Here is a 19248-nt window from a genome sequence, read left to right as displayed (position 1 = left end):
CGGGACGGACTGGCGGGGCGGGGCGATCGATCGACTAGTAGTCGAACGAGGAATAGCTTCGTTCATAGGTCGTGTCGTTGGCGGTGATGCGGACGCGCAGGTCGGCGCCGAGCAGTCCGGTGTCGCACGAGCCGGTCTCGGGCATGGGCGCCCAGCCATCGGCGTTGTTGCCGGGCGAGCAGCGGTAGTCGACGGCCGTGTAGCCGGGACCCGGGATGCTCGTCCAGCTCCACGCGCCGCTCAGCAGGTCCGCGTCGTGGACGAGCCCCGCGGGCGTCGAGTTGCGCACGGGCGTGCCCAGCGCGAACGCGGGAGACCACGACGTGCTGCACAACGTCGCCTCGGGATACGCGCGACACGCCTTCACGTAGACCGTGAGCGGCTGCCCGTAGTGGCTCGCGTTGCTCGACGTGAGGTACGACCCGAGCGGGAGGATCGCGCTCTCGCTGCCGCCCTCGCCGATCTTGAACGTGAACGTGTCGGCATCCGTCGAACCGCTCGAGATGCCGAAAGCGGTGAGCCGCGCGTCGAAGAACTCGCCGCCGACGCCGTTCTCTTCGATGGGCGCCGTGATCGATGTGACCTGACCGGGCACGGCGCGCGGCGTCACCTGCACGGGCGACGCCGGCGTGCAGCCCTGGCCGTTGTAGGCGAACACCCAGATCGTGTAGGTCTGGTTCGCCGACAGGCCGCCGAAGCTGGGCGAGGTCGTGCCGGCGCCGAGCGCCTGGCTGCCGCCGGGCGGGCTGACGCTCGGCGCGCCGTTCTCGACGCCCGTGACGGTGCACACCGGCGTCGAGCCGTCGCTGCGCACGAGCGCGTAGTACTTCGTCACCGGTGCGCCGTTGTCGCCGAACACGCCCGCCCACGACGCGCTCGCGGTCGAGCCGTCGGTGATCGAGGCCGATGCGGAGACGGTCGGACCGGCGAGTGTCGGCGGACCCGCCGGCACCCCGACGCCGCTCGCCTGATTCCAGGTGGCGAGCGAGTTCGGCGCGCTGTTGCGAGCGCTCACCGAGAAGCCGACGGCGCTGGCGTTCGGGATCGCCGGGCCACTCAGGTTCGCGGTGTACAGCGTCCCCACCGGGTCGGACGGGTTCACCGTGACGACCTGCTGGAGCGGGCCCACCGTCACGACGTACTGCTCGATCGGGCTCCCGCCCGCGTCGGCGGGCTTGCGCCAGATCACCCGGAGACCCTGGTCGAGCGGCGTCGAGTCGAGTGCGGTGGGCGGCGGCGGGATGACGTCTGACCAGATCGAGCCGGACAGCGCGGTCGACGCGGAGGGACCGATCGCGTTGATCGCGACGACCGAGAGCCGCACGGCGTTGCCGGGCCCGTTGCCCGGCGTCGTGAGCGCGCAGTTCACCGAGCTCGTGCACTCCGTGACGGAGAGCACCTCGTCGGTGGCCACCGAGGTCATGGTGACCTCGTAGCGCTCGATCGGCGAGTTGTTGAACACGCCCGGCGACCAGGAGAGCTTGAGCAGGCGGTCGCCGAACTCGCTCACGGCGACACCGGTGACGGCATCCGGAACGTCCTGCACCGAGATCGTGATCGTGCCCCAGACATAGCGATCGCGATCCTGCGTCGCGTCGGCGACCTGGTACTGGAGGCTCGTATCGATCGGGGCCGCGGTCGACGCCACGGTGACCGTCAGTCGAGACCGGTCGGCGCTCGGGGTGATGGTGACGCCCTCCGGGATCGCGGCGCCGTCGAGTCCGCGGATGTCGACGACCTGCAACGGCTCCCCGGGGAACGGGTTGTTCACCTCGTCGTTCGCGAGCACGTCGATCGTCGTCGTCGTGCCCCGCGGCGTGACCGAACTGTCGGCGACCGGCGTCACGAGCGGCAGGGTCGACGGCACGACTTCGAGTCGGATGCGTCCCGCCCGCCCCTGATTGGCGTCGTCGTTGACGGTGAGCGTGATGTCGGTGACGGTGCCCTTGGCGACGCTGTTCGACGCCCGCAGCACGAGACGCTGGCCGTTGAGCTCGAAGCTGAAGCCCTCCGGGAGCGGGTCGATGACCGCGTACTCGAGCTCGTCGATGTCGTCGTACGGGTAGTTGGTGAGCCGGACGAGGTCGAGCTCTTTCGTCTGACCCGGCTCGAAGGTCACGTCGGCGCCGATGAAGACGGGCGGCTGGTTCTCGCGCGGCTGTACGTCGATCGGGAGGGTCAGGATGGCGCGGCGGCCGTTCGGGTCGCTCGCGCTCGCACCGTCGGTGACCTCGAACGTGATCGACGCAGGCCCGAAGTAGAGATCCGCCGACGTGTAGACGAGGGTGTTGGCGTCGACGACGAGGTCGTCGCCGTTGGAGTGCGTCGCGCGCACCGTGCTCGAGTCGGTGAGCCGCACGCCCTGACCGCGCAGCGTGATGACGTAGTCGTTCAGGTCGATCGTGAGCGGCTGCTCGCTGGCGACCGTGAGGAGCGGCGCCGTGCGGTCGAGTTGCGGCAGCGCGTCGTCGTATCCGGGCACCCAGATGAAGGCGAACGATCGGATCGAGTCGTCGTCGGGGTGGGAGACCGAGAACGGGATGATCTGGCTCTCGTCGCCGATCACGACGCGGATGTGCTTGTCGGAGAGCAACTCGGCGGTCGTCGTGAAGCCCGGGAGCAGCGCGACGCCGAGATCGCCCACATCACCGTCGGCGAAGAACACGTTGTCGAGCACATCGACGTCGACGGTCGACCTGTCGACGACGTCGCTCGCGGTGAGCACGGTGTCCTCGGCGAGCGGGTACGACAGCGGCGCGTCCGGGTCGACGCGCACGCTCACGAAGTTCTGGCTCGTGCCCCCGTACTCGTTCTGAATGGTGTAGATCACCGAGTACTCGCCCGGCTCGTCGGGCGGTGTGATGTCGAGCACGGCGTCGTCGACGATCTCGACCGTCGTCCCCTCCGAATTGGGAATGGCCGACACGACACGCAGCGGGCTGCCGTCGGGATCGGAGTCGTTCGCCAGCACCTGGACGCTCACGGTGCGATCGGGGCGCACCGAGACCGTGTCGGCGTTCGCGACCGGGTTGCGCGCGCCATCCAGTCGCGGGCTGATGCCCACGCGCACGGTGCCCTCGGCACGGGCTCCCAGGCTGTCGACCAGCGCGTAGGTGAACTGGTCGGTGCCGGAGGAGTACTCACCCGCCTCGAACTCGATGAAGGTCGACCCCGTGCTCAGCACGGAGCCCTTCTCGGGGTTGCTCGTGATGCCGATGAGCTGCACCGAGTCGCCGTCGGGATCGACGCCGCTCAGGGGGATCTGGATGCGCACCGTCTCGCCCGCGAGCACGCGAGCGGTCACGCGCCGTGGCACCGGCGGGTTGTTCGTCGCCTCGTTCTCCTCGCGCACGGAGATCGTGACGCGGCCCTCCGCGCGCTGGCCGCCCGACTCGATGCTGTAGACCGCGACGTAGTTGCCCGCGGTCTCGGGCGCGAGATAGCGGAGCCTGTCGCCCGACACGAAGAGCAGACCCGCATCGTCGGGCAGCTGCTCGGCGAGTTCGGCGAGGAGGGTGATCGGCTTGCCTTCGGGCTGCTCGTCGTTGTCGAGCACGGGGATGTCGACGACGTCGCCGACCCGCACGGTCGCCGTGTCGTCGAGCGCCACGGGGGGCTGGAGCTGGTCGGGCTCGGGGATCTCCACGACGGTGATCGTGCCCACGGCGTCCGCCAGACCGTTGCTGATGCGATAGCCGACGTCGACGCTGCGACCCTCGAGCGGCGCCGTGAGCGTGATGCGCACCTGACGCTGGTCGAGCACTTCGGCACGCACGCCCACCGCGTCGTTCGAGACTCCGGTCACGACGAGCACGCCACCGGCGGGGTCGATGTCGGTCGTCGTCGGATCGACCGTGTCGCTCGAGAGCGTCGTGATGAAGACCGTGCGCGGCACCGTGATCGGTCGGGTGTTGGCGTCCGGCGGCGCCGCGACGTCGATGCGCAGGAGGCCCGTCGCCGTCTGGTCGCCATCGGTCACGGTGAACTCGACGTAGTGCGTGCGCACCTCGTCGCTCACGAAGGTGAAGGTCCCCGCCTCGAAGCTCGGAGTGATGGTCGCACCCGCGCGCTCGGGAACGGCGTTGAGCCGAAGGGTGCCGTTGCCGCCCCGCACGTGCGACATCGGACGGACGGTGATCTCCTGCCCCGCCGTCGCGAGCGCGACCCAGGGCTCGATGACGATGGGGAGCTGCCCCGCCGGGCTCACACCGATCGAGAGGCTGCCGCTGGACTCCCCGGCACCGTCGGTGACGACGAGGGTCACCGACTTGAGGTCGCCGCCCTGCCCGGAGTCGGAGAAGACGACGACGCCGTCGGGCTTGTGGCTCACCTGATCGGGCGCCGGCGTCGCCGCCGTCGTCAGGTAGAAGGCATCGCCGTCGGGGTCGACCCAGTCGCCCAGCACCTGTGTCGTCACGCGTCCCCCGGCGGCGACCTCGGTGCGGGTGGTGCGCATCTGCACCGGCGGCGAGTTCTCCGAGTCGTCGCGCACCGTCACGGTGACGGTCGCGGTGGCCGTACCGCCCCGGCCGTCGCTGATCGTGTACCGGAACGAGATGGTGCCCCGCGCCGCGTCGGTGAGGGTGAGCTGGAGTTGTTGGTTGCGGGTCACCAGGTCGAGGCGCCCGAGGTCCTCATCGAGGGGGTCGACCTGCGCGATCACGAGCACGTCGGCGTTCGGGTCGTAGTCGTTGAGCAGCACGGGCAGCACGGTCGCGCGGCCCGGCCGAGCGCCGAACGCGTCGTCGAGGGCGACGGGCGGCCGCTGCTCCTCTTCGACGGTCGGCGGAACGTTCTCGTCGTTCTGCTCGACCTCCTCGTCCGGGTCCTCGACGAGGAGGTCGTCCCAGTTGTCGATCAGCTGCGCGTCGTCCTGCACGGCCCACGTGCTGCCGCGCCGTACGTCGTTGAGCACGACCCGGTCGACGTTGACGGCGAAGTCGAGCGTGCCGGAGGTCGGGCCCTCGAGCGACAGCGTGACGCCCTCGCCGTCGCCCGCGCAGCGGCGCCACGCGCTGCCGGAGGACCACGCGCCGTACTCGCACCCGTCGACCCGGAGCGGTCGGGCGGGGGCGCCGTCCTCGCCTTCGACGAGGGGCACGACCGCGGCGCCGCTGAGCGGGACGGAGAGCAGGCTGCCGTCGATGCCGAGCAACAGACGATCGCCGTCATCCGAGGCTTCTTGCGGGACGACCGCACCGCCCGGGGCCACGAAGTCCGCGAGATCGACGATGCCGCGCTCGAGCGCCACCCGACGCCCTGCCTCGTCGATGACCGCCCAGCTGCTGCCGACCGACGTGACCTGCACCGCTTCGGCATCCGGCAGTCCCGCGGTCCAGGTCGCGTCGACCGTGTCGGTGCGCGCGGCGTCGACCCGGAACACCTCGTCGAGGTCGGCGGAATAGGCGAACAGCGTGCCGTCGGGTGCGACGCTCACGACGGAGTCGAGGCCGAGGCTCAGCGACGTGGGCTGAGCCGCGTCGAAGTCCTGCAATTCGGGGATCGGTACGATCCAGAGTTCCCCGGTGCCCGCGGCATGGATGACGACGCGCGTCCCGGCGAGGAACACCTGGGCGTCTTCGGGCGGCAGCGCCGTCGACTCCCCCAGCGTCGACGTCGCGGGGTCGACGAGCTGCACGGTCGCGTTGGCGTGGTCGACGACGAGCACGGTGGTGCCCTGCTGCACGACCTCGAGGTCGGTGCCCGCCGTGCGCACGACGGAGTTGAGCTCGAGCACCTCCGGATTCGCGCGGCCCACCGCCTGGAGGGTGCCGTTGGCGACCCAGACCGAGCCGTCGCCGAGGTCGAGCTTCTGCGCGGTGTATCCCGTGGACGTGATCGCGAAGCCCGCCACGAGAGCGGCGACCACGGTGCCGCTCGTCGCCGTGGCAACGAGCGAGCGGTGTGCCGCGATCCAGGATCGGATGCTCATCGTTCACTCATCCGAGACGTCGACGCACTTCTCCGCGCTCTGACCGCCGGTCTTGCCCTGGCGGTTGACGGTCACCGCGACACACACCGTCTCGCCCGGGGCCGCGTCGACGACGAAGCGCGGCTGCGCCTGGGTGGCGGTGCGGATCCCGCCGACCTCGATCTCGTAGAGGTCTCCCGTCGCGATGCCCGGGTCGGGCCAGGAGAACTCGACCGTGCCGTCGGTCTCGCGGGCGGAGATGTCGGTGACGACGGGGATGCCGTCGTCGGTGGAGGCGCGCAGGAGCACGACGAGCGCCGTCGCCCCGAGCGCCATGACGAGCACGGCCGAGGCGATGAGGAGCCACGTGACGGCCTGCACGCCGCGCTGAGGGGCGGCGGGTCTGCTGTGCGAGAAGCGCCGCGGCGGGGGCGTCGCCTCGCGCACCGTGCCGATTCCCGCGTACTCCCCTGCGCCCGCCGCGCGACGCCGCCGACGCCGAGGCGACGGGGCGTTGCCGGCACCGGGAACGGGGCGCAGGCGCGTGCGGTCTTCGAGGTCGGCGACCGTGCCGAGCGCCCACTCGTCCATGGCGACCTCGAGCGGCGTCTGCGGCACGCCGAGCTCGGCCTCGATGGTCTGCAGTTCGCGCACGAGTTCGATGACGCTCGCCGGGCGGTTCTCGGGGCGCCGGGACATCGCACGACGCAGCAGGGCTTCGAGGCTCGCCGGAACGTCGGTGCGGCCGATCGCCTGCGGCTTGGCGCGCGCGATCCGAGCCATGAGGTCGCTGCTGCTGTTGGAACCGTTCGGGTCTTCGAACGGTGAGCGTCCGGCCAGCAGCGAGTACACGGTCGCGGCGAGCGCCCACACCTCGCTGCCGATCGTGCCGGAGGTCTCGTCGAGCAGCACTTCCGGGGCCGACCACGGGATCGACAGGCCGACGGAGTCCTCCTCGCGCTGCGACGTGAGCGTCGAGGCGATGCCGAAGTCGGACAACACGGGGTGCCCGTACGCGGTCATGAGGATGTTGGAGGGCTTGATGTCTCGGTGCAGCACGCCCGCGCGGTGGGCGGTCTCGATCGCCGAGCCGATCTTCACCGCGACGCGCAACACCTCGGGCACCGGGATGCGCTCACGCCGGTAGCGCTCCGACAGGCTCGACGAGCACAGCTCCATGACGAGATACGGTCGGCCGTCGCTCGACACGCTCGCCTCGTACACGGTCAGGATCGAGGGGTGCGCCGAGAGCTGCGCCATGAGGTTCGCCTCGGCTTGGAACATCTGGCGCACCTGATCGTTGACGACCTCGCTCAGCATGACCTTGACGGCGACCTGACGACGCGGCATGTTCTGCTCATAGAGGAACACGTCGGCGAAGCCGCCGGAGCCCAGGATGTGGACGTAGGAGAATCCGGGCAGCACCGGGGGCTGGGAGGGCAGGCGCCTCGCCATGAAGACCCCCCTTCTCCATGCGCGGGTCGCCCTATTCTAGGTGGACGATCTGCGGAAGACCGCCGCTCGAACGGGGGTTTCCGCAGGACCGCGGGGGATGCTACGCGCCGTCTGCGCTGTCCTTGCGCGGCTTCGGCGCGGGCGTCGCGACGTCGATCACGACGACGGTGACGTTGTCGCGACCGCCCGCCGCGAGCGCAGCATCCATGAGCACGTCCGCGGTCTCCGCCGCGGAGCCGCCGTCGGCGAGCACGCTCCGGATGCGGGCGTCATCGAGCTCCTTGGTGAGCCCGTCGGAACACAGGAGCAGCCGCATCCCGGGCTGCACCGGCAGCATCCACACATCGGGATGTGGGTCGTCGCGGAAGCCGACGGCGCGCGTGATGACGTTGCTCTCGGGGTGGTCCTCGGCATCGTCCGCGTGGAGCAGGCCGGCGTCGACGAGTTCTTGTACGACCGAGTGATCGCGCGTGACCCGGCGGAACTCGCCGTCGCCCCAGCTGTAGACGCGACTGTCGCCGATGTTGAACACCGCGAAGTGGGGTTCGCCGTCCTGGAGCGCGAGGATCGCCCCCGTCACCGTCGTCCCCGCGCCGATCGGGATGTGGGCCGAGAACTCGTCGATGTCTCCCGCCGCGGCGGCCAGTGCCTCGTCGAGACGACCGAGTTCGACGTAGTCCTGGTCGGCCTCCCCTCGCAGCGCCGCGAGGCGCTCGACGACGGCGGCGCTGGCCCTGTCGCCCGCGGCATGACCGCCCATCCCGTCGGCGACGGCGAACACCGGAGGCCCGACGAGCACGCTGTCTTCGTTGACGGTGCGCTTCCGACCGACGTCGCTGCGCCCCGCCCAGTCGAGCACGAAGCCGCGACGGCGCCCCGGGACGGCGAGCTTGTAGCCGGTGCGGTCACGGCCGACGCTGCTCACGAGACCTCCCCCTCGTCGACGGCGGGGTCGAGGATGTCGAGGACGGCGCCGTCGCCGAGATCGATGCGGGTGCCGGGCACGACGACCACGGACTCCCCGCGGATGAGCGTGCGTGGGGCCGAGCGGGGCAGCCGCACGACGGTGCCGTTGGTCGAGCGCATGTCGCTCGCGATGAGGGAGCCGCCGACGACGCGCAGCTCGAGGTGCGTCGCGGAGAGCTCGCGGCTGGGAGACGGGAACGTCACGAGCCTCGGCGGCGGTCCGGTGTGGATGCGCGGGGGGCTCGGCTTGCGGCCGAGGTAGACGGGACCGTCGATGGGCAGTTCGGTGCCGTTCGCGAGGCGTGCCCGGAAGGGCGGCGATGTCGAGGGGCCAGGCTCGTCGATGTCGGTCGACGGGACGACGGGGGCGAGCGCGGGTGGGAGGACCGTCGGCACGGCGCGGGGTTCGGGCTGCGGTGGTTCGACCAGCGCCGGCGGTGCGGGCGCGGTCCCGCGCACGACGGTGTCGTCGAGGTCGTCCGTGGCCGGTTCGGGCTGCGGCATGCGCGGAACCGCGAGACGTGTGTCGTCGAGGTCACCGTGCACTCGACTATCTAACGCCCTCCGCGCGGCAGTCGCCCACCGCCGCGCGCAGGAGTCACTCGGCGATATAGCTCATGACGTGCTTGATGCGCGTGTAGTCCTCGAAGCCGTACATCGAGAGGTCCTTGCCGTAGCCGGAGTGCTTGAAGCCGCCATGCGGCATCTCGGCGACGAGCGGGATGTGGGTGTTGATCCACACGCAACCGAAGTCGAGGTGCTTCGCGAAGCGCATCGCGCGACCGTGGTCGGACGTCCACACACTCGACGAGAGGCCGTACTCGACGCCGTTCGCCCACGCGAGGGCCTCGGCTTCGTCGGAGAACGTCTGCACCGTGATGACGGGGCCGAAGATCTCGTTCTGGATGGCGTCGTCGTCCTGCTTCAGCGCGTCGACGATCGTCGGCTCGATGAAGTAGCCCTTGCCGTCTTTGCGGCCACCGCCCGTCACGACGTTCGCGTGCGACGGGAGGCCGTTCAGCATCCCGAGCACGCGCTCCATCTGGTGGATGTTGTTGACCGGGCCGAAGAACGTGTCCGGGTCTTTCGGGTCGCCGGTGGAGACGTTGTCCGCGACGTAGGCGGCGAGCGCGGCGACGAACGCGTCGTGCGCATCACGGTGCACGAGCACGCGCGTCGCCGCCGTGCAGTCCTGACCGGCGTTGAAGTAGCCCGCGATCGCGATCCCCTCCGCCGCCTTGGCCATGTCGGCATCCGGGAACACGATGACGGGCGCCTTGCCGCCGAGCTCGAGGTGCACGCGCTTGAGATCGGCGGAGGCCGCCTTCGCGACCTCCATGCCGGCACGCACCGAACCGGTGATCGACACCATCTGCGGCGTCTTGTGGTCGATCATGAGTCCGCCGGTCGTGCGGTCGCCCGTGATCACGTTGAGCACGCCCTTCGGTAGGAACTCCGCCGCGATCTCGGCGAGCAGGAGCGTCGACTGCGGTGTCGTGTCGCTCGGCTTGAGCACCGTCGTGTTGCCGGCGGCGATCGCCGGCGCGATCTTCCACACGGCCATGTTGAGCGGATAGTTCCACGGGGTCACCTGGCCGATGACGCCGATCGGCTCGCGACGGATCGACGACGTGTGGTCCTTCATGTACTCGGCTGTGGCGCGGCCCTCGAGGTTGCGAGCGGCGCCTGCGAAGAAGCGGAGCTGGTCGACGGAGAGCGAGATCTCGTCATCGACGAGGGTCGTACGCGGCTTCCCCGTGTCCTGCGACTCGAGGTCGGCGAACTCGTCGGCACGCTTCTCCATCTCGTCGGCGATGCGGAACAGCGCGAGCTGCCGCTCGGCCGGGATCGACTCGCCCCACTCCTCGAACGCCGCGGCGGCCGCGGCATAGGCGGCGTCGACGTCGGCCGCACCCGAGACGGGTGAGGTCGCGTAGGTCTCCTCCGACGCGGGGTCGACGACGGGGAAGGAGCTGTCGCCCTTCGCGTCGACGTACTCACCGTTGATGAAATTCTTGAGCGTGCGGTCGGCCATGCGCCCACCCTACTTCGCGCGGCAACCGATAGAAACTGCGGATTTCGTCACTCAGAGGGCTCCCAGATTGCGGATTCGCTTGAATGACCCCTCCCAGGCTGCCATGATCGGAACATGGCGCGCGCGAAGACGGTAGCGCTCGACGACGTCTCCAAGGGGATCATCGAGCAGCTCCAGGAGGACGGCCGACGGTCGTACGCCGAGATCGGCAAGGCCGTCGGACTCTCCGAGGCGGCGGTGCGCCAGCGCGTTCAGAAGCTCACGGATGCCGGCGTCATGCAGGTCGTGGCGGTCACCGATCCGATGCAGCTCGGCTTCTACCGTCAGGCCATGATCGGCCTCAAGGTGACCGGCGACACGGTGAGTGTCGCGGAGGAGCTCGGACGCATTCCGGCGATCGACTACGTCGTGCTCACGGCGGGCAGCTTCGACATCCTCGCCGAGGTCGTCTGCGAGTCGGACGACGACCTCATCGAGCTGCTCAACCAGCGCATCCGCACGATCGACGGCGTGCTGTCGACCGAGACGTTCGTCTACCTCAAACTCCACAAGCAGTTCTACAACTGGGGCACTCGGTAGCCACCGGCTACGAAGGGAAACACGCCATGACGATCTCCGAACAGACGATTCCGGCCGACCTCGACCACTCCGCGCTGCAGCAGAAGGCGAAAGATCACCTCTGGATGCACTTCTCGCGCCAGTCGGTGCTCGAGGAGCACGGCGTGCCGATCATCGTCAAGGGCGAGGGGCACCACATCTGGGACTCCGCCGGCAAGAAGTACATCGACGGCCTGTCGGGGCTCTTCGTCGTCAACGCGGGCCACGGCCGGAAGCGGCTCGCCGCCGCCGCCGCGAAGCAGGCGGAGGAACTCGCGTTCTTCCCGATCTGGTCGTACGCGCACCCGAACGCGATCGAGCTCGCCGACCGACTCGCCGACTACGCGCCCGGCGACCTCAACCGGGTCTTCTTCTCGACCGGAGGCGGCGAGGCGGTCGAGACCGCGTTCAAACTCGCGAAGTACTACTGGAAGCTCCAGGGCCAGCCGACCAAGACGAAGGTCATCTCGCGTTTCGTCGCTTACCACGGCACGCCGCAGGGCGCGCTCGCGATCACCGGCATCCCCGCCATGAAGGCGATGTTCGAACCGGTCACGCCGGGCGGGTTCCGGGTGCCGAACACCAACGCGTACCGCGCCGAGGAGATGGGCTTCCCGGGCGGCACCGAGGAGGAGTTCGGCCTCTGGGCGGCGAACCGCATCGAGGAGATGATCCAGTTCGAGGGAGCCGACACGGTCGCGGCGGTGTTCCTCGAACCGGTGCAGAACTCGGGTGGATGCTTCCCGCCGCCGAAGGGGTATTTCCAGCGCGTGCGCGAGATCTGCGACAAGTACGACGTCCTGCTCGTCTCGGACGAGGTCATCTGCGCCTTCGGCCGCGTCGGCCACATGTTCGCCTGCGACGCCTACGGCTACGTACCCGACATGATCACGTGCGCGAAGGCGATGACCTCGGGCTACTCCCCCATCGGCGCGACGATCGTCTCCGACAAGGTGTACGAGCCGTTCCGCCACGGGTCGACAGCCTTCTACCACGGCTACACGTTCGGCGGACACCCGGTCTCGTCGGCGGTCGCGCTCGAGAATCTCGACATCTTCGAGGAGGAGGGCCTCAACGAGCGCGTGCGGACGCTGTCGCCGGTCTTCCGCGCGAAGCTCGAGACGCTGCTCGACCTGCCGATCGTCGGCGACGTGCGCGGTGACGGGTACTTCTTCGGCATCGAACTCGTCAAGGACAAGGCGACGAAGACGACCTTCGACGACGCCGAGTCGGAGCGACTGCTGCGCGGCTTCCTGTCCAAGGCGCTCTACGAGGCGGGACTCTACTGCCGCGCCGACGACCGCGGCGACCCCGTCGTGCAGCTCGCCCCGCCGCTCACGATCGGCGAGCCCGAGTTCGACGAGATCACCCAGATCCTGCGCGGCGTGCTGAGCGAGGCGTGGACGAAGCTGTAGGCGTCGACCACTCGGGGCTGTCGTTCTGGCACGAGACCGCGGGCGACCTGGCGCCGCGCGCGGGGCTCGACGGCGACGTGGAGGCGGACGTCGCGATCGTCGGGGCCGGCCTCACCGGGTTGTGGACGGCGTGGTACCTGCTCGACCGCGATCCGTCACTGCGCATCGTCGTGCTCGAGAAGGAGATCGCGGGCTTCGGCGCGTCGGGCCGTAACGGCGGGTGGTGCAGCGCGCTCTTCCCCCGTTCGACCGGGTCGCTCGAGCGTGCGCACGGTCGCGACGCGGCGCTCGCGATGCGGCGCGCGATGATCGGCACGATCGGCGAGGTCGGGCGAGTGCTCGAGTCGACCGGCATCCGGGCCGACTTCGTGCGCGGCGGCACGCTCGCCTACGCGCGGTCGGCCGTGCAGCGGCGCGCGGCCCTGAGCGAGATCGCCCAGGCGGACGCCTACGGGGTCGACGAGGTCGAATGGCGGGGCGCCGACGAGGTGGGTGCCGCGGGCGCCCTCGGAGCGGCGTTCGATCGCCACTGCGCGAGCCTGCACCCGGCGAAGCTCGTGCGCGGACTCGCGGCGGCGCTCGAGTCTCGCGGCGCGCGCGTCCTGGAGCAGACCGCGGTGACCGGTATCGCGACCGGGCGGGTGACGACGACCCGGGGCGTCGTCACCGCGGAGCACGTCGTGCTGGCGACCGAGGGCTATACCGCGACCTTCCCCGCGACGCACCGCCGCATCCTGCCCCTCTACTCGCTCATGATCGCAACGGAGCCGCTGCCGACGTCGTTCTGGGACTCAGCGCGGGTCGAGCGCGGCCAGACGTTCACCGACTACCGCCACCTCCTCGTCTACGGGCAGCGCACGGCCGATGACAGGATCGCGTTCGGCGGACGGGGCGCGCGCTACCACTGGGGTAGCGCCATCCGACCGGAGTACGACCGCGTGCCGCGCGTGTTCGAGCACCTGCGGCGCGCGCTCGTCGACCTCTTCCCCGGCGCGGCGGAGGCGTCGGTCACCCACCGCTGGGGAGGTCCGCTCGGGGTGCCGCGGGATTGGCACGCCTCCGTCGGCTACGACGCGACGACGCGCATCGGGCGCGCCGGCGGCTACGTGGGCGACGGGTTGTCGACGACGAACCTCGCCGGGCGCACCCTCGCCGATCTGATCACCGGCGAAGACACCGAACTCACCCGTCTGCCCTGGGTCGGACACGAGTCGCCGAGCTGGGAACCCGAGCCGCTGCGCTTCCTGGGGGCGAACGCCGGGATGCTCGCGATGTCGGACGCCGACGCCGAGGAGCGCATCACGGGTCGCGGGTCGCTCGTCGCCCGCGCCATGGGGCCGCTCGTCGGCCACTGAGTCGGCGCGCGCGCGTCGCGATCGGGAATATCGTTGACGTGTCATGCATTATGGATGACATGGCAACTACAGAGACACTGTCCACCCATCCCGCCTTCGTCGCCGGCACCTGGAGGCTCGACCCGACGCACGCCGAGATCTCCTTCACCGTGAAGCACCTCGCGATCTCGAAGGTGCGCGGCACCTTCGAGACCTTCGACGTGACGATCGTCACGGCCCCCGACGACGCCGACGGCATCCACACGATCGACGCGACGATCGACATCGCCTCGGTCAACACCAACCAGGCGCAGCGCGACGCGCACCTCCGCACGAGCGACTTCTTCCTCGTCGACGAGCATCCGACCGCGACCTTCCACTCGACCGGCGGCAGCTGGGACGGCGACGACTTCACGATCGTCGGCGACCTCACGCTGCGCGGAGTCACCCGCGAGATCACGCTCACGGGCGAGCTCGGCGGCATCGCGACCGACGGCTACGGCAACACCCGGGCCGGCGCCTCCGCCACGACGACCATCAACCGCCACGACTTCGGCGTGAGCTGGAACGCCGCCCTCGAAGCCGGCGGTCTCACCCTGGGCGACGACGTCAAGATCGAGATCGACCTCCAGGTCATCCTCCAGCCCACCGACTGACCGGTTCGCCGAAGGTGCGCGGGGGCGGACGTCAAGCCCCCGCGGCCCCGGCCGCATGCTGCTCTAGCGTCGGAGCATGACGACTCCCGCCGCGGCCACGTCCCGCCCCTCGCCCGTGCGCTCCGCGCTTGTGCTCGTCGCGTTCCTCGCCATCGCCTACGCCGTCGCGGGGCTCGGCAGTCTCGCCACCATCACCCATGTCGACGGCTGGTACGCCGACGCCGAGAAGGTGTTCTGGACTCCGCCGAACGTCGTCTTCGGGCCCGTGTGGACGGTGCTCTACGGCCTCATGTCGGTCGCGGCGTGGCTCGTCTGGCGCGAGCGCCACCGCGTCGACGTCCGACGCCCGCTGACGCTCTACGTCGTGCAACTGGTGCTCAACGCGCTCTGGACCCCCGTGTTCTTCGCGCTGTTCCCCGCCGTCGGCGTCGCCGCACTGTGGATCGCGGCCGCGATCATCGTCGCCCTCGACGTGCTCGTGCTGCTGACGATGCTGTCGTTCTGGCGCGTGCGGCGACTCGCGGCCGTGCTGCTCATCCCGTACTGGGCGTGGGTGCTCTACGCGACGACGCTCAACATCGGCGACGCGATCCTCAACGGCTGACGGTCAGGCGCGCGGGAACAACGCGTCGATCTCGGCGACCTCCGCCTCGGTCGGCCGCCAGGCCGTGCCCGCCGCCGCGTTCGCCCGGATCTGCTCCGGCCTGGTCGCGCCCGCGATGACGCTCGAGAGCGCCGGACGCGCGAGCAACCACCCGAAGGTCACCTCGAGCAGTCCGACGCCGCGGGCCTCGGCGAAGGCTGCGAGCGCCTCGATGGCATGCCAGGGCGCCTTCTCGTGCACTTCGGGCCGTTGGCGACCGATGCGGCTGTCGGCGGGCAGCGTGTCGCGCGAGAACTTGCCGGTGAAGAGCCCGTTGGCGAGCGGGAAGTAGGGCAGGAACCCGAGACCCAGACGCTCGACGGCGGGGAGGACATCGATCTCCGCACCACGGGCGAGGAGGCTGTAGTGGTTCTGCGCGCTCGTGAATCGTGCCCCGCCGAGCCGGGCGGCTTCGGCATCCGCCTCGGCGAGCTGCGCGCCGTCGAAGTTGGAGTTTCCGATCGCCGCGATCTTGCCCTCGTGGACGAGTTCGTCGAGAGCTTCGAGGGTCTCCGCGATCGGCGTCGCCGGGTCGGGACTGTGCAGCTGATACAGGTCGATACGCTCGATCCCGAGTCGCGACAGCGAACCCTCGACCGCAGCGCGCACATAGGCGCGCCCGCCCTTCGGACCGACCTCGGCGATCGGGCTCGGGTACTCGGAGTGGCCGAACTTCGTCGCGATGACGGCCTCATCCCGATGATCGCGGAGCGCTGCGCCGAGGCGGGTCTCGCTCAGTCCGTACTCCGCGCCGTAGATGTCGGCCGTGTCGAAGAACGTCACCCCCGCCTCGAGCGCCGCGTGCACGACGGCGTCGGTACCCTCCTGATCGAAGGTGAGAGTGCCGGGTCGCCCGAGGTTGTTGCAGCCGAGGCCGACGACGCTCACGAGGGGTCCGGCGTGTCCGAGGGTGCGCTTCTCCATCAGCCCAGCCTAGGAGTCGTCCTCCCCAGCCGCCCGGCCGGCCAGGGTCTGCGCAATGTCCGATTCCCGCGAACTGCGGTCGGTGGCGCCGTCTACGCTCGGACCCATGAGCACCTCCGCAGCCCCCGTCGCCCTCCGTCGCATGCCGAGCCCGATCGGTCGCCTCGAGGTCGTCGGCGACGGCTCGGCGATCGTCGGGCTCTCGATCGAACGCGACGGGATGCTGCCGCACGACGAGTTCCCCGAGGCCCCGGATGCCGTCGTCGACGCCGCGATCGCCCAGCTCGAGCAGTACTTCGCGGGCGAGCGACGCGACTTCGACGTGCCGGTCCGACTCGGCGGCACCGAGTTCCAGCGCGCGGTGTGGGCGCAGATCTCCGACCTCGGATTCGGCGAGATCGCGTCGTACGGCGACCTCGGCCGGGGCACGGGACGCGCCACGGCGGGCCGCGCCGTCGGCGGCGCCGTCGGGGCGAACCCGGTGCCGATCCTCGTGCCGTGCCACCGCATCCTCGGCAGTTCGGGCATGATCACGGGCTACAGCGGCGGCGAGGGCATCCCCACCAAGTCCTGGCTGCTCGCGCACGAAGGCATCCCTCACCGAGTCCCCCGAGGCGGAACGGCCGTCGAGCTCGACCTCTCCGTGCTCGCGTGAGCCGACCCGAGCTGATCGTCGGCGACGACGGTCGGGCACGCTGCGGCTGGATCGGCACCGACGACGAGTACCGCCGGTATCACGACGAGGAGTGGGGCACCCCGCTGCACGGCGACCGGGCCGTGTTCGAGAAGATCTCGCTCGAGGGCTTCCAGGCGGGGCTCTCCTGGATCACGATCCTGCGTCGCCGCCCCGGGTTCCGAGAGGCCTTCGACGGCTTCGACATCGACGCCGTCGCCGACTACGACGAGTCCGACGTCGAGCGTCTGATGCTCGACGAGCGCATCATCCGAAATCGCGCGAAAGTGCTCGCGACGATCGGCAATGCTCGCGCCACCCGCGAGCTCACCGCCGACGACCCCGGAGCGCTCGACCGGGTCGTCTGGTCGTTCGCACCCACCGACTCCCGCCCCCGTCCGCGCACGTGGGGCGACATCCCCGCCGTGACGCCGGAATCCGAGGCGCTCAGCAAGCACCTGAAGAAGCTGGGCTTCCGGTTCGTCGGGCCGACGACGATGTACGCCCTCATGCAGTCGGCGGGGCTCGTCGACGATCACCTCGAGGGCTGCTGGCGCGCGACGGCCTAGACGACGAGGTCGAGCTCGCCCGGCGCGCCGCGCTCGAGGCGGATGCCTTCCCGAGACGCCCACCGGAACAGTGAGTCCACGTCGGGGTGGTCGATCCCCGACAGCAGCAGGCGCCGCGCGAAGGCACCCTTGCCCTTCTTGTTGAAGTGGTTGAGCGCGCGTCTCCGGCCGTCGCCGTCGTCCGCCATCACTCGCACGTAGACGGCGTCGTCCCGCCGCGGGATCGGCAGGAGCGCCGCGTACCCCTCGGAGCGCAGATCGACGATGAGTCCCGGGCGCACGGCGAGCACGCCGGCCGCGGGTGCCCAGGCCTTGCGCAGTGTCGTCCCGGGGAGCCGCGAGTCGTGCGAGAGACGGTAGGCGGGGATGAGGTCGAGCGCTCCGGTCAGTCCGAACAGCGCAGAGCCGATCGCGAGATGCTCCCCCGCGAATCGGCGCGCCTCCTCGGGGAGCGACCCCGCATCCAACTCCTCGAAGAGCACGCCGTCGTAGCGATCGATCGCGGGCATCGTCGGCGACGTGCCGATGACGCGGTTGCGGACGGCCTCGGTCGCGCTCGACGGTCCGAGCTTGAGCATCGCGGCCGCGGCACCGAGGTTGCGCGAGAGGGCCCTCAGCGCGGCGAGCACCCGTCTGCGTGCCGACGTCAGCTCGGGGAACGACAGCGTCGCGAGGTCGGGCGGCGGGCCGCTCCCGCCGTCGCGCTTGGTCTCCGACGGCGGCAGGAGGATGAGCAACTCGTCAGCCTCGCACGAACGCGACCACCTGGTCGACGAGTGTCGGAACCGGATGCACGGAGTCGACGGTGATGCGCGGCACGGCGCCGGACTCGCCACCCCACGCCTCCCACTCGTCGAGACTCTGCTCGACGGCATGCCACGTGGGCTCGGCGATGTGCGCGAGCTGGCGACCGCGGGCCTCGAGGCGTGCGCGGTGCACGTCCGCATCGGAGCACACGACCTCGACGAAGCGGATCGGGATGCCACGGCGCGCCGCGAGCCGCACCCACTGCTCGCGCGCGGGCTCGACTGCGTTGACCGCGTCGACGACGATGCCACCACCCCCCGAGACGACGGACTCCGCGATCGTCTCGGCGACGAGGTAGGCCGCGAGCCCGGTCGGCTGGTCGGCGTCGATGCCCGCCGAGAGGATCGCGGACTCGATCGGGTCGACCGACACGACCGGAAGCGCGAGACGCGCGCCGACGGCCTCGGCGACGGTGGACTTACCTGTGCCGGGAAGGCCGGCCATCACGACGAGCATGCTCATCCCCCGAACCCTGACGCGGCGGGCGTCAGGAGACGAGCGTAGCCTGGCCGGCGACGATCGTGACGGTGTCGTTCTGCACCGAGAGGAAGCCGTCGTCCGCGTTCGCGGTGATGACGGCGCCCTCGACCGGCGTGATGCGCACCTCACCCGCGGCGAGCACCGCCAGGATCGGCTCGTGACCGGCGAGGAGGCCGATCTCACCTTCGGTGGTGCGCGCGACGACCTGCTTCGCCTCGCCCGACCACACCTCGTGGTCGGCGGCGACGACACTCACCGTCAGCGACTTGGCGTCGGCCATGCTCAGCCGTTCTCCTTCTGGATCCGGTCCCAGGCCTTCTCGACGTCGGAGATGCCGCCGACGTTGAAGAACGCCTGCTCGGCCACGTGGTCGAAGTCGCCCTTGACGATCGCGTCGAACGACTCGATCGTCTCCTTGAGCGGCACGGTCGAGCCCTCGACGCCGGTGAACTTCTTCGCCATGTAGGTGTTCTGCGAGAGGAACTGCTGGATGCGGCGCGCACGCGACACCGTGATCTTGTCCTCCTCGGAGAGCTCGTCGACACCGAGGATGGCGATGATCTCCTGGAGTTCCTTGTTCTTCTGCAGGATCGCCTTGACGGCGATCGCGACGCGGTAGTGGTCTTCGCCCAAGTAGCGGGGGTCGAGGATGCGCGAGGTCGACGACAGCGGGTCGACGGCCGGGTAGAGACCCTTCGACGCGATCTCACGCGAGAGCTCGGTCGTCGCGTCGAGGTGCGCGAAGGTCGTGGCCGGCGCCGGGTCGGTGTAGTCGTCGGCGGG

The 19248-nt window shown here is 70.1% G+C and carries 17 protein-coding genes; 7 read left to right on the top strand and 10 right to left on the bottom strand.

What is annotated here, in order from left to right; translation table 11 throughout:
• Window positions 1-34 precede the first annotated feature (34 nt).
• From ACO1X9_RS07220 to ACO1X9_RS07200, 5 genes are all read right to left on the bottom strand, one after another.
• A complete protein-coding gene (locus ACO1X9_RS07220) occupies window positions 35-5932 on the bottom strand; it encodes an Ig-like domain-containing protein (protein ID WP_486350145.1) in 5898 nt (1965 codons plus the stop codon).
• Between the two features lie 3 nt (window positions 5933-5935).
• On the bottom strand, window positions 5936-7366 hold the full coding sequence (locus ACO1X9_RS07215) for a serine/threonine-protein kinase (protein WP_486350144.1): 1431 nt from the start codon (window positions 7364-7366) through the stop codon (window positions 5936-5938).
• A gap of 100 nt (window positions 7367-7466) precedes the next feature.
• Window positions 7467-8291 (bottom strand): PP2C family protein-serine/threonine phosphatase, encoded by an 825-nt coding sequence (locus tag ACO1X9_RS07210; protein WP_486350143.1) that lies wholly within the window; start codon window positions 8289-8291, stop codon window positions 7467-7469.
• Window positions 8288-8836 (bottom strand): FHA domain-containing protein, encoded by a 549-nt coding sequence (locus tag ACO1X9_RS07205; protein WP_486350142.1) that lies wholly within the window; start codon window positions 8834-8836, stop codon window positions 8288-8290. Before ACO1X9_RS07205 ends, ACO1X9_RS07210 begins: the two co-directional genes overlap by 4 nt.
• A gap of 94 nt (window positions 8837-8930) precedes the next feature.
• Complete coding sequence (locus ACO1X9_RS07200) at window positions 8931-10367, bottom strand: aminobutyraldehyde dehydrogenase (RefSeq protein ID WP_486350141.1); 1437 nt, start codon at window positions 10365-10367, stop codon at window positions 8931-8933.
• 114 nt (window positions 10368-10481) lie between these two features.
• On the opposite strand from ACO1X9_RS07200, the gene ACO1X9_RS07195 reads away from it, so the two are divergent.
• The 5 genes from ACO1X9_RS07195 to ACO1X9_RS07175 all read left to right on the top strand — a co-directional run bounded on the left by ACO1X9_RS07195 (window position 10482) and on the right by ACO1X9_RS07175 (window position 14973).
• Window positions 10482-10946: an Lrp/AsnC family transcriptional regulator gene (locus ACO1X9_RS07195; RefSeq protein WP_486350140.1), complete on the top strand. Its 465-nt coding sequence runs from the start codon at window positions 10482-10484 to the stop codon at window positions 10944-10946.
• Window positions 10947-10972: 26 nt separating this feature from the next.
• Complete coding sequence (locus tag ACO1X9_RS07190) at window positions 10973-12379, top strand: aspartate aminotransferase family protein (protein ID WP_486350139.1); 1407 nt, start codon at window positions 10973-10975, stop codon at window positions 12377-12379.
• Window positions 12364-13734, top strand: a complete 1371-nt coding sequence (locus tag ACO1X9_RS07185; protein ID WP_486350138.1) for an NAD(P)/FAD-dependent oxidoreductase — start codon at window positions 12364-12366, stop codon at window positions 13732-13734. Before ACO1X9_RS07190 ends, ACO1X9_RS07185 begins: the two co-directional genes overlap by 16 nt.
• 59 nt (window positions 13735-13793) lie before the next feature.
• On the top strand, window positions 13794-14369 hold the full coding sequence (locus ACO1X9_RS07180) for a YceI family protein (RefSeq protein ID WP_486350137.1): 576 nt from the start codon (window positions 13794-13796) through the stop codon (window positions 14367-14369).
• Window positions 14370-14445: 76 nt separating this feature from the next.
• Complete coding sequence (locus ACO1X9_RS07175) at window positions 14446-14973, top strand: TspO/MBR family protein (RefSeq protein WP_486350136.1); 528 nt, start codon at window positions 14446-14448, stop codon at window positions 14971-14973.
• Window positions 14974-14976: 3 nt separating this feature from the next.
• Here the strand turns inward: ACO1X9_RS07175 and ACO1X9_RS07170 are convergent, their stop codons facing one another.
• The gene (locus tag ACO1X9_RS07170; RefSeq protein WP_486350135.1) at window positions 14977-15936 is read right to left on the bottom strand and encodes an aldo/keto reductase; all 960 of its coding nucleotides are present in this window, start codon (window positions 15934-15936) and stop codon (window positions 14977-14979) included.
• A gap of 106 nt (window positions 15937-16042) precedes the next feature.
• Here ACO1X9_RS07170 and ACO1X9_RS07165 point away from each other — a divergent pair, with 106 nt between their 5' ends.
• Both ACO1X9_RS07165 and ACO1X9_RS07160 read left to right on the top strand, forming a co-directional pair.
• Window positions 16043-16591 (top strand): methylated-DNA--[protein]-cysteine S-methyltransferase, encoded by a 549-nt coding sequence (locus tag ACO1X9_RS07165; RefSeq protein ID WP_486350134.1) that lies wholly within the window; start codon window positions 16043-16045, stop codon window positions 16589-16591.
• Window positions 16588-17178: a DNA-3-methyladenine glycosylase I gene (locus ACO1X9_RS07160; protein WP_486350133.1), complete on the top strand. Its 591-nt coding sequence runs from the start codon at window positions 16588-16590 to the stop codon at window positions 17176-17178. The genes ACO1X9_RS07165 and ACO1X9_RS07160 overlap by 4 nt, the downstream gene beginning before the upstream one ends.
• Here ACO1X9_RS07160 and ACO1X9_RS07155 read toward each other — a convergent pair.
• From ACO1X9_RS07155 to ACO1X9_RS07140, 4 genes are all read right to left on the bottom strand, one after another.
• A complete protein-coding gene (locus ACO1X9_RS07155) occupies window positions 17175-17915 on the bottom strand; it encodes a YaaA family protein (RefSeq protein WP_486350132.1) in 741 nt (246 codons plus the stop codon). The two genes, ACO1X9_RS07160 and ACO1X9_RS07155, sit on opposite strands and share 4 nt — an antisense overlap.
• 4 nt (window positions 17916-17919) lie before the next feature.
• A complete protein-coding gene (locus ACO1X9_RS07150) occupies window positions 17920-18447 on the bottom strand; it encodes a P-loop nucleotide/nucleoside kinase family protein (RefSeq protein ID WP_486350131.1) in 528 nt (175 codons plus the stop codon).
• A gap of 25 nt (window positions 18448-18472) precedes the next feature.
• A complete protein-coding gene (locus ACO1X9_RS07145; RefSeq protein WP_486350130.1) occupies window positions 18473-18745 on the bottom strand; it encodes a F0F1 ATP synthase subunit epsilon in 273 nt (90 codons plus the stop codon).
• A gap of 2 nt (window positions 18746-18747) precedes the next feature.
• The coding region (locus ACO1X9_RS07140) for an ATP synthase beta subunit C-terminal domain-containing protein (protein ID WP_486350129.1) at window positions 18748-19248 on the bottom strand (501 nt) is incomplete at its 5' end.

Source organism: Pseudolysinimonas sp. (assembly GCF_057350545.1).
The sequence above is the reverse complement of the archived record's forward strand: the minus strand, read 5'-3'. Positions and strand labels throughout refer to the sequence as shown.

Excerpts from the sequence above, each read along its gene's own strand:
- ACO1X9_RS07220 (WP_486350145.1), bottom strand. The coding sequence starts at position 5,932 with ATGAGCATCCGATCCTGGATCGCGGCACACCGCTCGCTCGTTGCCACG.
- ACO1X9_RS07215 (WP_486350144.1), bottom strand. The coding sequence starts at position 7,366 with ATGGCGAGGCGCCTGCCCTCCCAGCCCCCGGTGCTGCCCGGATTCTCC.
- ACO1X9_RS07205 (WP_486350142.1), bottom strand. The coding sequence starts at position 8,836 with ATGCCGCAGCCCGAACCGGCCACGGACGACCTCGACGACACCGTCGTG.
- ACO1X9_RS07200 (WP_486350141.1), bottom strand. The coding sequence starts at position 10,367 with ATGGCCGACCGCACGCTCAAGAATTTCATCAACGGTGAGTACGTCGAC.
- ACO1X9_RS07195 (WP_486350140.1), top strand. The coding sequence starts at position 10,482 with ATGGCGCGCGCGAAGACGGTAGCGCTCGACGACGTCTCCAAGGGGATC.
- ACO1X9_RS07190 (WP_486350139.1), top strand. The coding sequence starts at position 10,973 with ATGACGATCTCCGAACAGACGATTCCGGCCGACCTCGACCACTCCGCG.
- ACO1X9_RS07180 (WP_486350137.1), top strand. The coding sequence starts at position 13,794 with ATGGCAACTACAGAGACACTGTCCACCCATCCCGCCTTCGTCGCCGGC.
- ACO1X9_RS07175 (WP_486350136.1), top strand. The coding sequence starts at position 14,446 with ATGACGACTCCCGCCGCGGCCACGTCCCGCCCCTCGCCCGTGCGCTCC.
- ACO1X9_RS07170 (WP_486350135.1), bottom strand. The coding sequence starts at position 15,936 with ATGGAGAAGCGCACCCTCGGACACGCCGGACCCCTCGTGAGCGTCGTC.
- ACO1X9_RS07165 (WP_486350134.1), top strand. The coding sequence starts at position 16,043 with ATGAGCACCTCCGCAGCCCCCGTCGCCCTCCGTCGCATGCCGAGCCCG.
- ACO1X9_RS07150 (WP_486350131.1), bottom strand. The coding sequence starts at position 18,447 with ATGAGCATGCTCGTCGTGATGGCCGGCCTTCCCGGCACAGGTAAGTCC.
- ACO1X9_RS07145 (WP_486350130.1), bottom strand. The coding sequence starts at position 18,745 with ATGGCCGACGCCAAGTCGCTGACGGTGAGTGTCGTCGCCGCCGACCAC.